Origin of the sequence: Acinetobacter lwoffii, from assembly GCF_022809915.1 — a bacterium.
In the GTDB taxonomy this organism is placed as follows: domain Bacteria; phylum Pseudomonadota; class Gammaproteobacteria; order Pseudomonadales; family Moraxellaceae; genus Acinetobacter; species Acinetobacter lwoffii_M.
The window spans coordinates 1-14,263 of sequence record NZ_JALGQY010000019.1 but is presented as its reverse complement, the minus strand read 5'-3'; the positions used below and the strand labels follow the sequence as shown (position 1 = coordinate 14,263).

Below are 14,263 nucleotides of genomic sequence, written 5' to 3'. Positions count from 1 at the left end.
TAGCTGGCAATTATACTCAATTCTAATTTTTCATTCTTCGACTTATATGGCCACTGCTCCCCGCGATCAAGTTCATCTTCAATCCTCAGGTTTTATGCGCACTCATCGCTATAAAGCCGGCATTTTACTGAGCTGTAGCCTGGTACTGGGTCTGCCTGCATGTAGCACCTTACCCAAGCAAACCGAACAGCCAAGCCAGATGGCATTTGAAACGGATACATCGCAAACCAGCCTGGCACAAATTGTTGAACCTTTACGTGATCAGAACATCGGGTTGACTGGTTATCGCGTGCTGTATGATCCGCTTGAAGCACTGGCTGCGCGGATTCAGCTGATTAATAAAGCGGAACGTAGTCTGGATCTGCAATATTACATCTGGGATAACGACCGGATCGGTTCCCTCGCCCTGCATGCGATTATTCAGGCAGCAGATCGTGGCGTAAAAGTGCGCCTGCTGATGGATGACAATAATGCCAAGAAAATGGAAGGGATTTATCTGGCCTTAAACCAGCATCAAAATATCGATGTCAAACTGTATAATCCCTATCGCTTTCGTAAATACCGCGCCATGGACATGGTGCTGGATTTAAAGCGCATTAACCGCCGCATGCACAATAAAAGCTTTATTGCCGATAACCAGATTGCCTTGATTGGCGGGCGCAATATGAGTAACCAGTATTATAATGTCAGTGAAAGCTATCAGTTCTCCGATGTCGATGTAATGCTGGTCGGTGCGGCATCGGATGAAATCATTCATTCCTTCGATGAATACTGGAATGATGATTATGCCTATCCGGTGCAAGAGGTTGTGAATCCACGCCATCATGGTTTACGTTTTCCAAGCTTAAAACAACAGCTAGAAACCCATAGTCAGGATCCAGCGACTCAAAATTATCTGGATCTGGCCAATCGCTCCAGAGCCTTTGACCAATGGCTGGAACAAAACATTCAGCTGGATTGGGTGGACGCTGAAGTGGTCAAAGATCCCCCGAGCAAAATCAAGGCCAAGGCCAAAACCGAAGAACATCTCAATTTCCAGTTATTACAGCGTCTGGAAAAACCTGAACAAAGTGTCGATATTGTCTCTGCCTATTTTGTTCCGGAAAAAATTGGTGCAGACCGTTTAAAGAAACTGGCGAATGAAAATATCAAGGTTCGCGTCCTGACCAACTCTTTTAAGGCCAATGACGTTGCTGTGGTGCATGCCTTTTATGCCAAATATCGTCAAGATCTATTGGAAGATGGGGTGCAGCTGTATGAGTTCTTGGCAGCGCCAGAAGCTAATCACCTAAATGCCAATACTGAGGAAATTTCGAAAAAAGCCAAAGTCAGCTTGAAAGGACTGAGTCGTTCTAGCCTGCATGCCAAGTTAATGGCGCTGGATCAAAAACAGGTATTTATTGGTTCTTTTAACTTTGATCCGCGTTCAGCCTATTTGAATACTGAAATTGGCGTATTGCTAAACAGTCCGTCTTTGGCACGTGCAGTACACGACACCATGGACAAAAATTTAAGCAAATATGCTTATAAACTGGTGCTGGATGCGAATCAGAACATTAACTGGAAAATCAAGAAAGCCAATGGTGACGTTCAAACATTTACCAAAGAACCAAAAATGAAATGGTATCAGAAAGCTGGACTTAAACTGTTGTCGTGGCTGCCGATTGAAGGTTTTATGTAAGCTTGATTCTTTGAACAGCAATCCTAAAAAGTTTCTTATGGAATAATGGCGTCAATTAACGAGTTTAGAAAAAACTCCTTAATTATTTTCAGTGAACAACAGCATCTTTTCATTTTAAATTAAACGATTATAGTCTATATGCTACTTTTGTTTCGGCAAAAGTAGCCAAAACCATTTTTCACCCGCAAAACTCGTCCACTATGATCAACGATCAGATTCATCGCAAAAACAATCATTTTTTAATATCGTCCTGCCTCAGACAGTTGCGGGTGACGTTTCCACGTATCCTCTATAATCCATGTATAAAAAAATTAAAGTCGATCAATTTACAAACTAACTCGGATTATCTTATTGAGGCTTTTTTAATACCCGTGACTGAAGTTCAACCAAACCTGTCTGCATTTTTTCCTGAACCACACGGGTGAGGCTTTCAACCGTATGCCCTTCCGTGGCAATTGCAGGTAAAGCCACTAAATGTGCAATGACTTGCGGCATTTCCAGTACTTTTTTGACATGGGCAGCAAAACTGATGTCATTGACAAACGGCGCAACCATATCCAGTTCGCCCTGCTGATTCACATAACAAATCAGACAGATTTGTACAGGACGCTGCGCTTCAATCGCGGCGCCTAAAATCCGGCCATGCACTTTTTTGATGGCTCGCCCATCAGAAGTCGTCGCTTCAGGAAAGAACAGCACTGGAATATTCTGTTTGAGAAAACCAGTAATTTGTTCACGAATCCTGACGGAATCTCCTGAACCCCGTTTAATAAATAAGGTACCCCCACCCTTGGCCAATTTGCCTAGAATCGGCCAGTTCTCGATTTCTGCTTTCGCCAGAAAAAATACGCGCGCTCCGGAACCCAGAACGGCAATATCCAGCCAAGACACATGATTACTGACCCATAAGGCGGGTTCACGTGGAATCTCGCCATGCACCTTCACTTCGATATTGAATACTTTGCATAACTGACGGCAAAAATGTTGCACATAGCGCGTATTGGTCGGGTTATTCGGATTTTTATATAAGCCATGACGAAAAACCAAGTAAAACCCTTCACTAATGGTAGCCAATGAAGCTGTGATTTTCCGGCTATACAGGAAAAACTTGGCCAAGCCTTCGATATCTGGAGTCTGGTTTTGTACAGTCGAGTTCATAAAAACGTCATTAAATCCTAAGCGAGATACAGGGAATATCCACGAATTAAACTCATTCTATACTGTTCATTCGCAACTTGCATTGATAATAAAAATCGGCCAATAACATCTATATCTTCAATTTTAATTGGATTAAAAAATCATTCAAACTAAAACTATCGAAATATTAGATTGAAAAGGATCGTAGCCATGCCAGATCAAACCCAGCCCGCGAACGACACACCTCAACCTTTACAAGTGCTCAAATATATTTTGGGCGGCACCGTTATCTATGCCGTGGTACTGGTAACACTTGTACAACTGTTTATCAGCGCACTTTAAACCAAAGCCGCGCTAATTCAGTATCTGCTCAGCCCTTTTTCAACTACACTAAAGTTTTCAAGTGGAGATTGGCCTGAGTGGAATATTTACAACAACATCGAGGGAGAGAGCGCGTCATTCTGGTGAGTGTCAGCGTACAAATGCTGGATGACCTTGATGCTGAAGAGTTTCGTTTGCTGGCCCAGTCTGCAGATACTGAAATTCTCGAACATATTTATGCTCAGCGGGTGAAACCCGATGCCAAATTTTTTATCGGCTCCGGCAAGGCAGAAGAAATCGCTGAACGTGTTGAAGAGCTGGAGGCCAATCTGGTCATTTTTGACCATGCCCTAACCCCAGCCCAAGCCCGTAATCTGGAACAGGTGATTAAATGCCGCGTGGTCGATCGTACCGAACTGATTCTGGATATTTTTGCCCAGCGTGCCCGTACTTATGAAGGTAAGCTGCAAGTCGAACTGGCACAGCTACAACATTTATCTTCGCGTTTAATTCGTAGTCGTGGCAATCTCGACAGCCAGAAAGGCGGGATTGGTTTACGTGGCCCGGGTGAAACCCTGCTGGAAACAGACCGCCGTTTGCTGCGTATCCGTATGGGACAACTCAAGGCACGCATTGATAAAGTCCGCCAGACCCGGATGCAAGGCCGTGTGGCTCGTCAAAAAGCGGCTGTGCCGACGGTATCTTTGGTGGGTTATACCAATGCTGGTAAGTCTACCCTGTTTAATTTACTCGCCAACAGCGATGTCTATGCAGCCGATCAGCTGTTTGCAACCTTGGACCCTACTTTACGGCGTCTGGAATGGGATGGGATTGGCAATCTGGTGCTGGCCGATACGGTCGGTTTTGTCCGTAACCTTTCCCATTCGCTGGTGGAATCCTTTAAGGCGACTTTGGAGGAAACCGTAGAAGCCACGCTGTTACTGCATGTCATTGATTCAAGCAGCCCAGAGATGCTGGAACAGATTGAAGCCGTTGAAAAAGTGCTGAAAGAAATTGGGGCCGATGTTCCCATCCTTCAGGTTTACAATAAAATTGACTGTAGCGGTGAAGAAGCCAAAATTATTTATCGACGCCCGGGTGAACCGGAACGCGTCTATGTCTCGGCACATACTGGCGAAGGTATCGACCTGCTGCGTAAAGCGGTACATGAATCTTTGATGGGGCAACTGCAGTCCTTCGATTTAATTCTCAAACCCGCCTATGGCAAGCTGCGCAACCAGCTGTACAGCTTGAATGTGATTCAGTCTGAACATTATGATGATGAAGGCCAGCTGCATCTTCATATTCGAATTGCCCCACAAAAATTGGAACAGTTGATTAAACAGGCGCATTTACCTTTAGATGAAATTCTAGGCAAACAGGCGCAGCAATTTCAGCGTCCACTGGAAGCGTTTGAAATCCAGTCAAAGATCGAGTAAAACTTGATAAGTAAACTTATTAATATTAATGATCATAGCAATGAACTGGATAAAACGAATAGACTGGCCAGCATGGATCGGCACCCTGTTACTGATTATTGTCTTTCGGGAAGCTTCGGTCTGGTTAATGACCCAACTGAATCATCCTGAATTAGGCAATCTGGTCGGGTTATTGAGCCTTTTAATTGCGCTGTTTACCTGGCGCTACTTTGGCAAACTCCCCGCTCGCCTCGTGGATACCAATAACAAACTGATGAAGGAAAGCGCCTTTGCTTTCCTGCCTGTCAGTGCAGGTGCACTGATGATGCTGGTACATATGGGCCAGAAAATTCCGGCCTTTCTGTTCATCATGTTTTTCAGCACCCTGATTCCTTTATGGATTTACGCCAAAATGGCCAAGCGCTGGTTATAGGAGTTCCGCATGTTATCTATTTTGTATGGCTTTGCGGTTACCCTCATCGCCTATCTGATTGCCAAACCCTGTAACCGGTTCATTCCGCAAATTCCCGTCATCGTGTTCAGCATGTTCTTTGTACTGGCGATTTTATTTGCGCTCGGCATTCCCTATGAAAATTACATGGATGAAGTTAATCCTCTCTTCAACCATTTACTCGGCTATGTGACCGTCGCATTGGCTATCCCTCTGGCCGCGATGCGCTACGATGACTTGCCGCTCAAAGCCATTATCGGCATTTTGGTTTTTGCCAGTATCAGTGCTGTCGCCTTACCGATGGGACTGGCTTATCTGCTCCATATGTCCTCTGCAGACATTATGGCGTTTGCTACCCGTGCCGTGACTACTCCAATTGCGATTAATATTGCCACCCTGCTGGATGCACCCATCAGCATGGTCATTCTGATCGTGATTCTTTCTGGTGTGATTGGTGCAGCTTTTTCTCCATTTATTCTGAGACATATCAATGATGAACGTGCCTCCGGACTGGCTTTAGGACTGGCCGCACATGCCATCGGCACAGCTCAGGCCTGGCAGCGCGGCAGTGTTGCAGGTCGTTATGCTGCTTTTGGCATGGCGGTAAATGCGGTCTTTACCGCGATCTGGTTGCCAACTTTTATACTTTATTTGCAAAAAATGTGACTAGTGAATCAAATTATTCATTTGTTTTATAGGGTAATCGTTCTTACTATAGAGTAAGAACACTAATCTCACCTAGGAACAGATATATGAAAAAGGTTCAATTCTTTTCAACTTTACTTTTAGCCTCTTTCAGCCATCTGGCTTTGGCCTCTGACCTTTCAGGGACATGGAGAAATATTGACGACAAAACTGGTTCACCTAAAGCATTCCTCGAAATTCGTGAGACGGCTTCCGGCGTCTATGCTGCCAAGATCACAAAAATCACCCCGCGTCCTGGATATACCCCGAAAGAAAACTGTGTGTCCTGTCCTGCACCTTATACCAATAAACCTATTCTCGGCCTGGATGTGCTCACTGGCTTAAAGCACGTCGGCAATAACAGTTTTGCTCAAGGCAAGCTGCTTGATCCATTATCAGGGAATCTTTATAACACCAAGGCAAAATTAAGTGCCAATGGGAAACGTCTTATTCTACGTGGTTATATCGGGGTATCAGCCCTTGGCCGTAGTCAAACCTGGATTAAGCAGGATTAATTCCTGCTTAATTAAAAAAATGTGATGGAGTTATGCTTTAGTAGATAGAAGCTTGCATTTTAATGCATTAAGTTGTATGAATATTAAACATATGCTTTTTTCATGCAATATAGATTATGAAAGTGTATTAACGTAGTTTGCATCATCGTTCACCACATGGAATTAGGTGAATGTTCATAAAAAAATAAGGATAAGGATATCGCATGTATAAAATCGCAATTTTAACTGTTTTTTCAGCTTCTTTATTCACAGGCTCTATGGCTTTTGCTCAGGAGTTATCTGGTCTCTGGCAACAGATTGATGATAAAACTGGTTCACCTAAAGCATTGATTGAAATGAAAACTCAGGCTGATGGCTCGTATACCGGAACGATTACTAAAGTCACACCTCGCCCAGGTTATACACCACGAGAAAAATGTGTCAAATGTCCATCACCTTATACCGATAAACCGATTTTGGGATTAGACGTTATTAAAGGACTGAAACCCACCACCAAAAATAACTATGCACATGGCCGGGTACTCGATCCACTCACCGGCAAAATTTATGATTTAAAAGGGCGGATTTCTGCCAATGGGAAACGACTGACTTTACGTGGATATATCGGAATATCTGCGATTGGTCGCACACAAACCTGGATTCGCCAGGATTAATAAAAACAGCACTTTTGTGTTGAGGATATTTTATTCATCTATAAAAAAGGAATAAATATAATGAAACAAACTAAATTAGGATTAATGTTCGTCGCTGCACTGATGACTGGGACTGCTTATGCGCAGGATCTGACTGGCATCTGGCAGCAAATTGATGATAAAACCGGCTCACCAAAAGCGATTATTGAAATTCGTCAAAATGATAATGGGACTTTTGCTGGAAAAATTATTAAAGTAACTCCACGTCCAGGCTATACCCCACAGAAAACCTGTAGTAAATGTCCTGCACCTTATACCAACCAGCCGATCTTGGGCATGGATGTATTGACTGGCTTAAAACATGTGGAAGGCACCAATAATTATGAGAAAGGTAAAGTGATTGATCCATTAGCAGGTAAAATTTATGATGCTCGAGTGCGTCTGAATGCCAATGGCAAACGTTTAACCTTACGTGGTTATGTCGGTGTGTCCGCTTTAGGCCGTAGCCAGACCTGGATTCGCCAAGATTAACACCTAATTCTCATTATTCGAAAAAGCTGCCAACTTGGCAGCTTTTTTTATAGTGCATCAACTCTATAGTATTCAGATAAGTGTTGACTATTTTAGTAAGATTTCTAACATGAGCGGGCGATGATAAAAATTCTTTGGAATGACTCTCTATGTTTAAAAAAATATTACTTGCCGCGCTTACAGCAGGATGTATGGGCAATCTTTGGGCAGACGATATTACCGGGACCTGGCAACAAATTGATGATAAAACGGGGGCGGCTAAAGCGATTATCGTCATTAGCAAAGAAGCAAATAATACCTATTCAGGCAAAATTGTAAAAATCACGCCTCGCCCAGACTATAATCCACGTGAAAAATGCAATAACTGCCCTGCACCTTATACCAATCAGCCTATTTTAGGCATGACCATTTTAAAAGGCCTAAAACTGGTTGAAGGTACCAAAAATTATGACAAAGGTCGTATTATCGATCCATTGGCAGGTAAAATTTATGATGCAAAAATGCGTTTAAACAATACCGGTAAACGTTTAACCTTACGTGCCAGCATAGGCGTTTCAGTTCTAGGCCGTAACCAGACCTGGATTCGAGCAGACTAAATTTTAAAACTAAAAAAGCCACGTAATCACGTGGCTTTTTTAATAGCTTTACTTACATCACCGGATTATCCACTGCAAACATCTGCTGATCTTCTAGGCGGAATGCCATGAGTTGATTACCCCAGACACAACCGCCATCTACATTCTGAATCTTGTTCGAAATGGTTTTACCGTTCAAGGCGGCCCAGTGACCAAACAGGATCTGATGAGTTTGTGCGGCCTGTGATTCAAACTCAAACCAAGGTTTAAATCCTTCCGGCATCGGATCATCCAGCGCATCTTTAAAGCTGTATTCCAGACGTCCCTCAGCGTCAGTTAAACGCATTCGGGTGAGGTAGTTCACGATACAGCGAATACGTTCATGGCCTTGTAGCTGATCCGACCAAAGTGCGGGTTCTTTCCCGAACATTTCTTTCAGAAAATCATCCAGCACCTCGAAGTCATCATGAGCAATGATCGCTTCGACTTCTTGTGCCAATTGAGCAGTTTTTTCTGCACTCCAGATATTCGGAATCCCAGCATGCGTCAGGATAGTCTGCTCATTTGGAAATAGACACATTGGCTGTTTGCGCAGCCAGTCAATCAAGTCATCACTGTCGATCGCATCAATCACATCACGAACATTGTCTTTTTCTTTCACCGGTTTGATGCCGCGGGCATAAGCCAGCAAAGTCAAATCATGATTTCCCAAGACCGTCGCAGCCGCACCTTGCTCAGCCAGCTTTTTGATAAACCGCAATGCTGCAATTGAGTTTTCACCACGTGCAACCAAATCTCCAGCAAACCAGATAAAATCTTGTTCTGCATCAAACTGGATTTCCTTGAGTAAAGCTTTCAAGGCTTCAAAACAGCCTTGAACATCCCCAATCACATAATTATATCGAGCAGTGCGGTTCATCGTAATTTAAGCCACCATTTGATCTGAAAGTGCAACAAACTGTTCAAGGGTCAGGGTTTCTGGACGTGCCATCGGATCAACACCCGCTTTTTCAAAACCCTCTTCAACCAGCATACCCTTCAAGCTGTTACGCAGAGTTTTACGACGCTGGGTAAAGACATGAGATACCAGACGTGCTAGCGCTTTTTCATTCTTCGCCACAATCGGTTTAACTTTATAAGGCTCCAAACGGAACACTGCTGAGGTCACTTTTGGTGGTGGATTAAAAGATCCAGGTGGCACTTCGAACAAGAAAGTCGGTTTACAGAAATATTGAATCATCACCGACAGACGGCCATATTCTTTGGTATTGGGTGATGCGGTAATGCGGTCTACCACTTCTTTTTGCAGCATGAAATGCATGTCTTGCACTTTGTCACCAAATTCCAAGAGATGGAATAACAGTGGCGTTGAAATATTATAGGGCAAGTTACCGACCACACGTAATGGACGATCTTCCTGGAACAACTGAGAATAATCGTATCTCAAGGCATCGGCTTCAATAATGGTTAAACGTTCCGGATGCGGCACACGACCCGGCAGGCCAGCAGCCAGATCACGATCCAGCTCAAGTACGGTTAAGGCATCACATTCACCAATTAAAGGTGAAGTCAAAGCGGCCAGACCCGGGCCAATTTCCAGAATGTTCTGACCTGGACGCGGATTGACTGAGCGTACAATTTTGGCAATGACACGCTGGTCATGTAAAAAGTTTTGACCAAATCTTTTTCGAGCCTGATGCCCTTCATCTTTTGGGTTTAAGGCATTAATTTGATACATAAAAACATTTCCAACGTGAGTGATGAACAATAATCAGTGGCGCGCCAGATCGAGGGCTAAATCGACAGCAACGTGCAGGCTGGAACTTTTCGCAAGTCCCGTCCCCGCAAGGGAGAGTGCTGTGCCATGATCAACAGAAGTTCGAATAAACGGTAAGCCGAGGGTAATATTAATGGCTTCACCAAAGCCCTGTGATTTTAACACAGGTAAGCCCTGATCGTGATACATCGCCAGAACAGCATCAGCATCTTTTAGGTTTTCTGGAGTAAATAAAGTATCAGCAGGTAGGCTTAAACTCATGTTGATACCTTGGGCACGATAGCTTTCGAGTACCGGATTGATCACTTCAATTTCTTCCATCCCCAAATAACCGCCCTCCCCGGCATGCGGATTTAAACCGCAAACCAGTATATTCGGCTGTTCAATCTTGAATTTGGATTTCAGGTCGTGAATCAGAATATCAATCACCTGATGCAAGCGTTCAGGCGTAATCGCATCTGCCACGGCACGAAGCGGAAGATGGGTAGTGGCCAAGGCCACGCGTAAAGTTTTGGTGGCCAGCATCATGACTACACGTGGAACACCAGCAAATTCCTGGTAATACTCGGTATGACCACTAAAAGAAATGCCCGCTTCATTTATCACGGACTTTTGTACAGGCGCAGTCGCGACGCCGACACTTTTTCCTGACATGGCATAGTCTGCGGATCGACGCAGTTGCTCCAGTACATAAGCCGCATTGTTCGGATTCAGCTCACCCAATACGACGTCTTGCTGCACGGGAACATGCTCTACAAATAGCTGACCGATGCCTGAAGATGACTCCTGTCCTTGATATTCAATCAGCTCAACCGATAATTTGAGTACCTGAGCACGTTGCTCGAGCATATGAATATCCGCCAATACCACAATTGGGCGCTCATTAACACGATCTGCAAGACTCAGGCAAATATCAGGACCAATTCCGGCAGGTTCCCCACTGGTGACATATAAAGGCAGCATCATCTTCTCAATTTGGCAAAGCTGAGAAATATTATAACCCGATCACGCCTACGCTGTAGTAATCATTGCAAAGAGTACTTATAAATCAATATTTTGATACCATTGAAACTATGGTTACAAATATAGTTGCAGTTTTTGTAGCATATAAAGGCTTAGGTCTTTCTTTCACCAGGGAGATTAGATAAAATACAGCGCTTGAAATTTTAATTTTCATTTGTGATTCTTCACGTATTCGTTTAGAATCGCGTCTCCTTTAGTTTGGACAGATTCCATAGTCCAAACCAACTATAATAGGTAGTGGTTTAATGAAAACTCTCAGCGCTAAGCCAGCTGAAGTTCAACACGACTGGTACGTTGTTGATGCTTCTGGCAAAACTTTAGGTCGCCTTGCGACTGAAATCGCTCGTCGTTTACGCGGTAAGCATAAAACTTCTTATACTCCTCACGTTGACACTGGCGACTACATCGTTGTTATCAATGCTGAAGAAATCACTGTGACTGGTAAAAAGTCACAAGATAAGAAATACTATCGCCACACTGGTTTCCCTGGTGGTATCCGTGAGACTAACTTTGAAAAGTTAATCGCTCACAAACCAGAAGCAGTTCTAGAAAAAGCTGTTAAAGGTATGTTACCTAAAGGTCCTCTTGGTTATGCAATGATCAAGAAAATGAAAGTGTATGCAGGTACTGAGCATCCACACGCTGCTCAACAGCCACAAGTTTTGGACATCTAAGGGATAACAGCACATGGCTACTAATTATGGTACAGGTCGCCGTAAGACCGCAACTGCACGTGTTTTCCTATCAGCTGGTACTGGTAAACTCGTAATTAACAACCGTACTCTTGAACAGTATTTCGGTCGTGAAACTGCTCGTATGGTTGTTAACCAACCACTTGAGCTTCTTGAAGCTACTGACAAATATGACCTTTACATCACTGTTGCTGGTGGTGGTATTGGTGGTCAAGCAGGCGCTATCCGTCACGGTATTACTCGTGCATTGATCGCTTCTGACGAAACTCTTAAACCTGCTCTTCGTCAAGCTGGTTTCGTTACTCGTGATGCTCGTGAAGTTGAACGTAAGAAACTTGGTTTACGTAAAGCTCGTAAACGTCCTCAATTCTCTAAACGTTAATTCGTTTACCGAATCGGACAAAAAAACCCTGGATTTTCCAGGGTTTTTTTATGGTGGTTAGTTGCTCATTTAGAACTATTTTCTTTTTATTGTTCGTGCACATCTTTCCCCCATACCCCCTCATGACACCAGAATGACTTCATCAAATAATAATTTGCGATCCCAATACAGATAAACAGCAAAATGACAGGAAGCTTGATCAGCATCTTATTTTCCTCCAGTTGTTTTTCTTATAATCTACCTCGGCTCAAGCCGATTGATCTTTGATGCCTGGTGCTTTTTAGGTTGAATTTTAGTATCCTAGTCTATTCATTAGAAGCTCATCAGGATTTATGTCAGTCGAAAGCGCGCCTCTTCAAGGAATCACTCTCTATAGTCATGCCGATGACTTTCGTTCCCATTGGATTCGCTATGTGCTTACCGAAAAACAGATTAAATATAACCTGATTTTGGTGGATGCCGATGATGAGGATCTGGCCAGCCTTAATCCTTATAATCAATTGCCGATGCTGATCGAAAATGAACTCAAATTATTTAATACTTCAATTATCTCAGAATATGTAGATGATCGTTATCGTCAGAATAAACTATATGCCGATGCCCCAATGCCCCGCGCAGAGCAACGACAATACATCTGGCGCTTTGAAAATGACTGGTTAAAGCTGGCTGATATCATGTTACGCCATCCTGATACGCTGGATAAGAAAGCCAGAACTCAGGCACAAAAGCAGTTAGAGGATATCCTGATTTCACTGATGCCACTATTCCAGCATTTTCCCTATTTTATGTCTGAACAATTTAGTATCCTGGATTGTATGCTGGCACCAATTTTTATCCGTCTGAAACAGATGGGCGTAGAATTACCACAGCAGCAATGCCGTCCGTTTTATTTATATTGCCAACGAATTTTCAGTCGTCCTGCCTTTGTAAAATCCATGACATTACAGGAAAAGAACCGTTATTCAGCGCAACTCAAGCACCCGTAGAGAAACCTCATGTCCGAACAAGAATTCAACCTTAGCCCTACCCGTCCCTATATGGCACGTGCAATCTATGAGTGGGTTTGCGATAACAATATGACGCCTTACCTGCTGGTGGATGCCACACGCCCAAATACCATGGTTCCTGAGCAGTTTATTAAAGACGGACAGATTGTCCTGAATATTGTGCCACATGCCGTACATGCGCTGCATATGAGCAATGATGCCATTAGCTTCTCGGCTCGCTTTGGTGGCGTTTCTCGTGATATTTATGTTCCTATGGCAGCAGTACTCGGTATTTATGCACGTGAAAATGGTCAAGGTTTATTCTTTGATCCAAGTGAATATGAGCATACACAAAATGATGAAGATGCTTTAAAATCAAGCACTGAAGAACAAACTGAACAACCAAAGAAAAAACCGACTTTAAGACTATTAGATTAAAAATAATGGAGCAAGTGAATGGCTTTTGATTTAGTACAATATTTTGTTGAACAGATAGAGACTCAAAAGCCTGAGCTTCTAAAAGACTATACAAAAGAAGAAAGACGAAAATATATATCAGAAATCAATGCCTTAACTTTAGGTAAACTTATTACTGAATGGCGTCATAACCCACAAAAAATTTATAATGAAATCAATCATCCTGATGAATTATATATCTTGGAAATCGTGCGTCACCTCGCTACCAGCCCGGAAAATCAATCTACTTTGGATCGAGCTCAGCTTGAGCACAGTACTTCAGAAATTTTTCATTTACAGCTTATTGAATTAAAACAACTGCATGATACCGGCAACCATAATATCCATAGCATTCAGGAATTACTAACCGGGCAAATTGAACATTTATCTGGTCAAGCAGATGATTGGGTTTGGACAACAAACAAGCTAACAGAACTCAAAGGCTCTAAACCAATTGTGCAAGAAGAGCTATCATTAGAAGCATCAATGAAGGAGTTTAATCAAATGGTAAGCCAGAATCAGCAGCATCAAGATATCGAAGAAGTCATTGTTGTAGACACCCCAACATGGGCAAAGATTGTTGAACCTATCGTAGCGATTGCCATTCTTTGGGTATTAATCGCAGCCGTAATGCGTGTGTTTGGCTAAAATGATCTGCAATAAAAAAACCAGCGATTCGCTGGTTTTTTATGTGCCAAAATTTACAAGATCAGCTTATAAACTCTTTTAGAGCCAGCCTTACAGAGATCCTACTAGGTCAAACAAATTGACAGAAATCATCTGCCTCAGAAGAATCTGATCAGCTTTGAGATAGATATGTTAAATATCTTATCTAAATTCCCACGCATAAAAAAACACCCCCTGCCATTTGACAGAGGGTGTTTAGAATAATGAGCTGGCGATGACTTACTCTCACATGGGTAATCCCACACTACCATCAGCGCTAAGAGGTTTCACTTCTGAGTTCGGGAAGGGATCAGGTGGTTCACTCTTGCTATGGTC

The 14,263-nt window shown here is 43.1% G+C and carries 18 protein-coding genes and 1 rRNA gene; 14 read left to right on the top strand and 5 right to left on the bottom strand.

What is annotated here, in order from left to right:
• The first annotated feature begins 46 nt into the window (after positions 1 to 46).
• On the top strand, positions 47 to 1,681 hold the full coding sequence (locus MTX11_RS10670; RefSeq protein WP_243475084.1) for a phospholipase D family protein: 1,635 nt from the start codon (positions 47 to 49) through the stop codon (positions 1,679 to 1,681).
• A 348-nt stretch (positions 1,682 to 2,029) separates the two neighbouring features.
• Here MTX11_RS10670 and MTX11_RS10665 read toward each other — a convergent pair whose 3' ends face one another.
• Positions 2,030 to 2,839, bottom strand: a complete 810-nt coding sequence (locus tag MTX11_RS10665) for a lysophospholipid acyltransferase family protein (protein ID WP_243475083.1) — start codon at positions 2,837 to 2,839, stop codon at positions 2,030 to 2,032.
• Positions 2,840 to 3,028: 189 nt separating this feature from the next.
• Here MTX11_RS10665 and MTX11_RS16610 point away from each other — a divergent pair, with 189 nt between their 5' ends.
• From MTX11_RS16610 to MTX11_RS10630, 8 genes are all read left to right on the top strand, one after another.
• Positions 3,029 to 3,160 (top strand): hypothetical protein, encoded by a 132-nt coding sequence (locus MTX11_RS16610; protein WP_267313459.1) that lies wholly within the window; start codon positions 3,029 to 3,031, stop codon positions 3,158 to 3,160.
• Positions 3,161 to 3,237: 77 nt separating this feature from the next.
• On the top strand, positions 3,238 to 4,578 hold the full coding sequence (gene hflX / locus MTX11_RS10660) for a ribosome rescue GTPase HflX (RefSeq protein ID WP_243475082.1): 1,341 nt from the start codon (positions 3,238 to 3,240) through the stop codon (positions 4,576 to 4,578).
• 40 nt (positions 4,579 to 4,618) lie between these two features.
• Positions 4,619 to 4,990, top strand: coding sequence for a hypothetical protein (locus MTX11_RS10655; RefSeq protein WP_004281691.1), 372 nt, complete (start codon positions 4,619 to 4,621; stop codon positions 4,988 to 4,990).
• A 9-nt stretch (positions 4,991 to 4,999) separates the two neighbouring features.
• Complete coding sequence (locus MTX11_RS10650) at positions 5,000 to 5,674, top strand: LrgB family protein (protein WP_243475081.1); 675 nt, start codon at positions 5,000 to 5,002, stop codon at positions 5,672 to 5,674.
• Positions 5,675 to 5,760: 86 nt separating this feature from the next.
• The gene (locus MTX11_RS10645) at positions 5,761 to 6,207 is read left to right on the top strand and encodes a DUF2147 domain-containing protein (protein ID WP_005106118.1); all 447 of its coding nucleotides are present in this window, start codon (positions 5,761 to 5,763) and stop codon (positions 6,205 to 6,207) included.
• A gap of 203 nt (positions 6,208 to 6,410) precedes the next feature.
• Positions 6,411 to 6,860, top strand: coding sequence for a DUF2147 domain-containing protein (locus MTX11_RS10640; protein WP_005248004.1), 450 nt, complete (start codon positions 6,411 to 6,413; stop codon positions 6,858 to 6,860).
• Between the two features lie 60 nt (positions 6,861 to 6,920).
• Positions 6,921 to 7,370: a DUF2147 domain-containing protein gene (locus MTX11_RS10635; RefSeq protein ID WP_243475080.1), complete on the top strand. Its 450-nt coding sequence runs from the start codon at positions 6,921 to 6,923 to the stop codon at positions 7,368 to 7,370.
• A gap of 149 nt (positions 7,371 to 7,519) precedes the next feature.
• Entirely contained in the window at positions 7,520 to 7,966 is a 447-nt protein-coding gene (locus MTX11_RS10630; RefSeq protein WP_243475079.1) for a DUF2147 domain-containing protein, read from the top strand.
• A 52-nt stretch (positions 7,967 to 8,018) separates the two neighbouring features.
• Here the strand turns inward: MTX11_RS10630 and MTX11_RS10625 are convergent, their stop codons facing one another.
• The 3 genes from MTX11_RS10625 to pdxA are packed head-to-tail and all read right to left on the bottom strand — an operon-like array spanning position 8,019 to position 10,685.
• Entirely contained in the window at positions 8,019 to 8,864 is an 846-nt protein-coding gene (locus tag MTX11_RS10625; protein ID WP_005248006.1) for a symmetrical bis(5'-nucleosyl)-tetraphosphatase, read from the bottom strand.
• Between the two features lie 6 nt (positions 8,865 to 8,870).
• Complete coding sequence (gene rsmA, locus MTX11_RS10620) at positions 8,871 to 9,683, bottom strand: 16S rRNA (adenine(1518)-N(6)/adenine(1519)-N(6))-dimethyltransferase RsmA (RefSeq protein ID WP_004645966.1); 813 nt, start codon at positions 9,681 to 9,683, stop codon at positions 8,871 to 8,873.
• 33 nt (positions 9,684 to 9,716) lie between these two features.
• Entirely contained in the window at positions 9,717 to 10,685 is a 969-nt protein-coding gene (pdxA, locus tag MTX11_RS10615; protein WP_243475108.1) for a 4-hydroxythreonine-4-phosphate dehydrogenase PdxA, read from the bottom strand.
• A gap of 305 nt (positions 10,686 to 10,990) precedes the next feature.
• Between pdxA and rplM the strand changes: the two genes are divergently transcribed.
• The 5 genes from rplM to MTX11_RS10590 all read left to right on the top strand — a co-directional run bounded on the left by rplM (position 10,991) and on the right by MTX11_RS10590 (position 13,909).
• Positions 10,991 to 11,419: a 50S ribosomal protein L13 gene (gene rplM, locus MTX11_RS10610; RefSeq protein WP_004281682.1), complete on the top strand. Its 429-nt coding sequence runs from the start codon at positions 10,991 to 10,993 to the stop codon at positions 11,417 to 11,419.
• A 13-nt stretch (positions 11,420 to 11,432) separates the two neighbouring features.
• Positions 11,433 to 11,819: a 30S ribosomal protein S9 gene (rpsI, locus tag MTX11_RS10605; RefSeq protein WP_004281681.1), complete on the top strand. Its 387-nt coding sequence runs from the start codon at positions 11,433 to 11,435 to the stop codon at positions 11,817 to 11,819.
• 332 nt (positions 11,820 to 12,151) lie between these two features.
• Positions 12,152 to 12,805: a glutathione S-transferase N-terminal domain-containing protein gene (locus tag MTX11_RS10600; protein ID WP_243475078.1), complete on the top strand. Its 654-nt coding sequence runs from the start codon at positions 12,152 to 12,154 to the stop codon at positions 12,803 to 12,805.
• 9 nt (positions 12,806 to 12,814) lie between these two features.
• Positions 12,815 to 13,243: a ClpXP protease specificity-enhancing factor gene (locus MTX11_RS10595; protein WP_191112653.1), complete on the top strand. Its 429-nt coding sequence runs from the start codon at positions 12,815 to 12,817 to the stop codon at positions 13,241 to 13,243.
• A gap of 18 nt (positions 13,244 to 13,261) precedes the next feature.
• Positions 13,262 to 13,909 carry a hypothetical protein gene (locus tag MTX11_RS10590; RefSeq protein ID WP_243475077.1) on the top strand — a complete coding sequence of 216 codons (648 nt, stop codon included), beginning with the start codon at positions 13,262 to 13,264 and terminating at the stop codon, positions 13,907 to 13,909.
• A gap of 245 nt (positions 13,910 to 14,154) precedes the next feature.
• Here MTX11_RS10590 and rrf read toward each other — a convergent pair.
• A 5S ribosomal RNA gene (rrf, locus tag MTX11_RS10585) occupies positions 14,155 to 14,263 on the bottom strand; the annotation flags it as partial.

Coding starts and splice junctions, on each gene's coding strand:
- MTX11_RS10625 (WP_005248006.1), bottom strand. CDS start 8,864: ATGAACCGCACTGCTCGATATAATTATGTGATTGGGGATGTTCAAGGC.
- MTX11_RS10595 (WP_191112653.1), top strand. CDS start 12,815: ATGTCCGAACAAGAATTCAACCTTAGCCCTACCCGTCCCTATATGGCA.
- MTX11_RS10635 (WP_243475080.1), top strand. CDS start 6,921: ATGAAACAAACTAAATTAGGATTAATGTTCGTCGCTGCACTGATGACT.
- MTX11_RS10650 (WP_243475081.1), top strand. CDS start 5,000: ATGTTATCTATTTTGTATGGCTTTGCGGTTACCCTCATCGCCTATCTG.
- MTX11_RS10590 (WP_243475077.1), top strand. CDS start 13,262: ATGGCTTTTGATTTAGTACAATATTTTGTTGAACAGATAGAGACTCAA.
- MTX11_RS10645 (WP_005106118.1), top strand. CDS start 5,761: ATGAAAAAGGTTCAATTCTTTTCAACTTTACTTTTAGCCTCTTTCAGC.
- MTX11_RS10630 (WP_243475079.1), top strand. CDS start 7,520: ATGTTTAAAAAAATATTACTTGCCGCGCTTACAGCAGGATGTATGGGC.
- MTX11_RS10640 (WP_005248004.1), top strand. CDS start 6,411: ATGTATAAAATCGCAATTTTAACTGTTTTTTCAGCTTCTTTATTCACA.
- rpsI (WP_004281681.1), top strand. CDS start 11,433: ATGGCTACTAATTATGGTACAGGTCGCCGTAAGACCGCAACTGCACGT.
- MTX11_RS10670 (WP_243475084.1), top strand. CDS start 47: ATGGCCACTGCTCCCCGCGATCAAGTTCATCTTCAATCCTCAGGTTTT.
- pdxA (WP_243475108.1), bottom strand. CDS start 10,685: ATGCTGCCTTTATATGTCACCAGTGGGGAACCTGCCGGAATTGGTCCT.
- MTX11_RS16610 (WP_267313459.1), top strand. CDS start 3,029: ATGCCAGATCAAACCCAGCCCGCGAACGACACACCTCAACCTTTACAA.
- MTX11_RS10665 (WP_243475083.1), bottom strand. CDS start 2,839: ATGAACTCGACTGTACAAAACCAGACTCCAGATATCGAAGGCTTGGCC.
- rplM (WP_004281682.1), top strand. CDS start 10,991: ATGAAAACTCTCAGCGCTAAGCCAGCTGAAGTTCAACACGACTGGTAC.
- MTX11_RS10655 (WP_004281691.1), top strand. CDS start 4,619: ATGAACTGGATAAAACGAATAGACTGGCCAGCATGGATCGGCACCCTG.
- rsmA (WP_004645966.1), bottom strand. CDS start 9,683: ATGTATCAAATTAATGCCTTAAACCCAAAAGATGAAGGGCATCAGGCT.
- MTX11_RS10600 (WP_243475078.1), top strand. CDS start 12,152: ATGTCAGTCGAAAGCGCGCCTCTTCAAGGAATCACTCTCTATAGTCAT.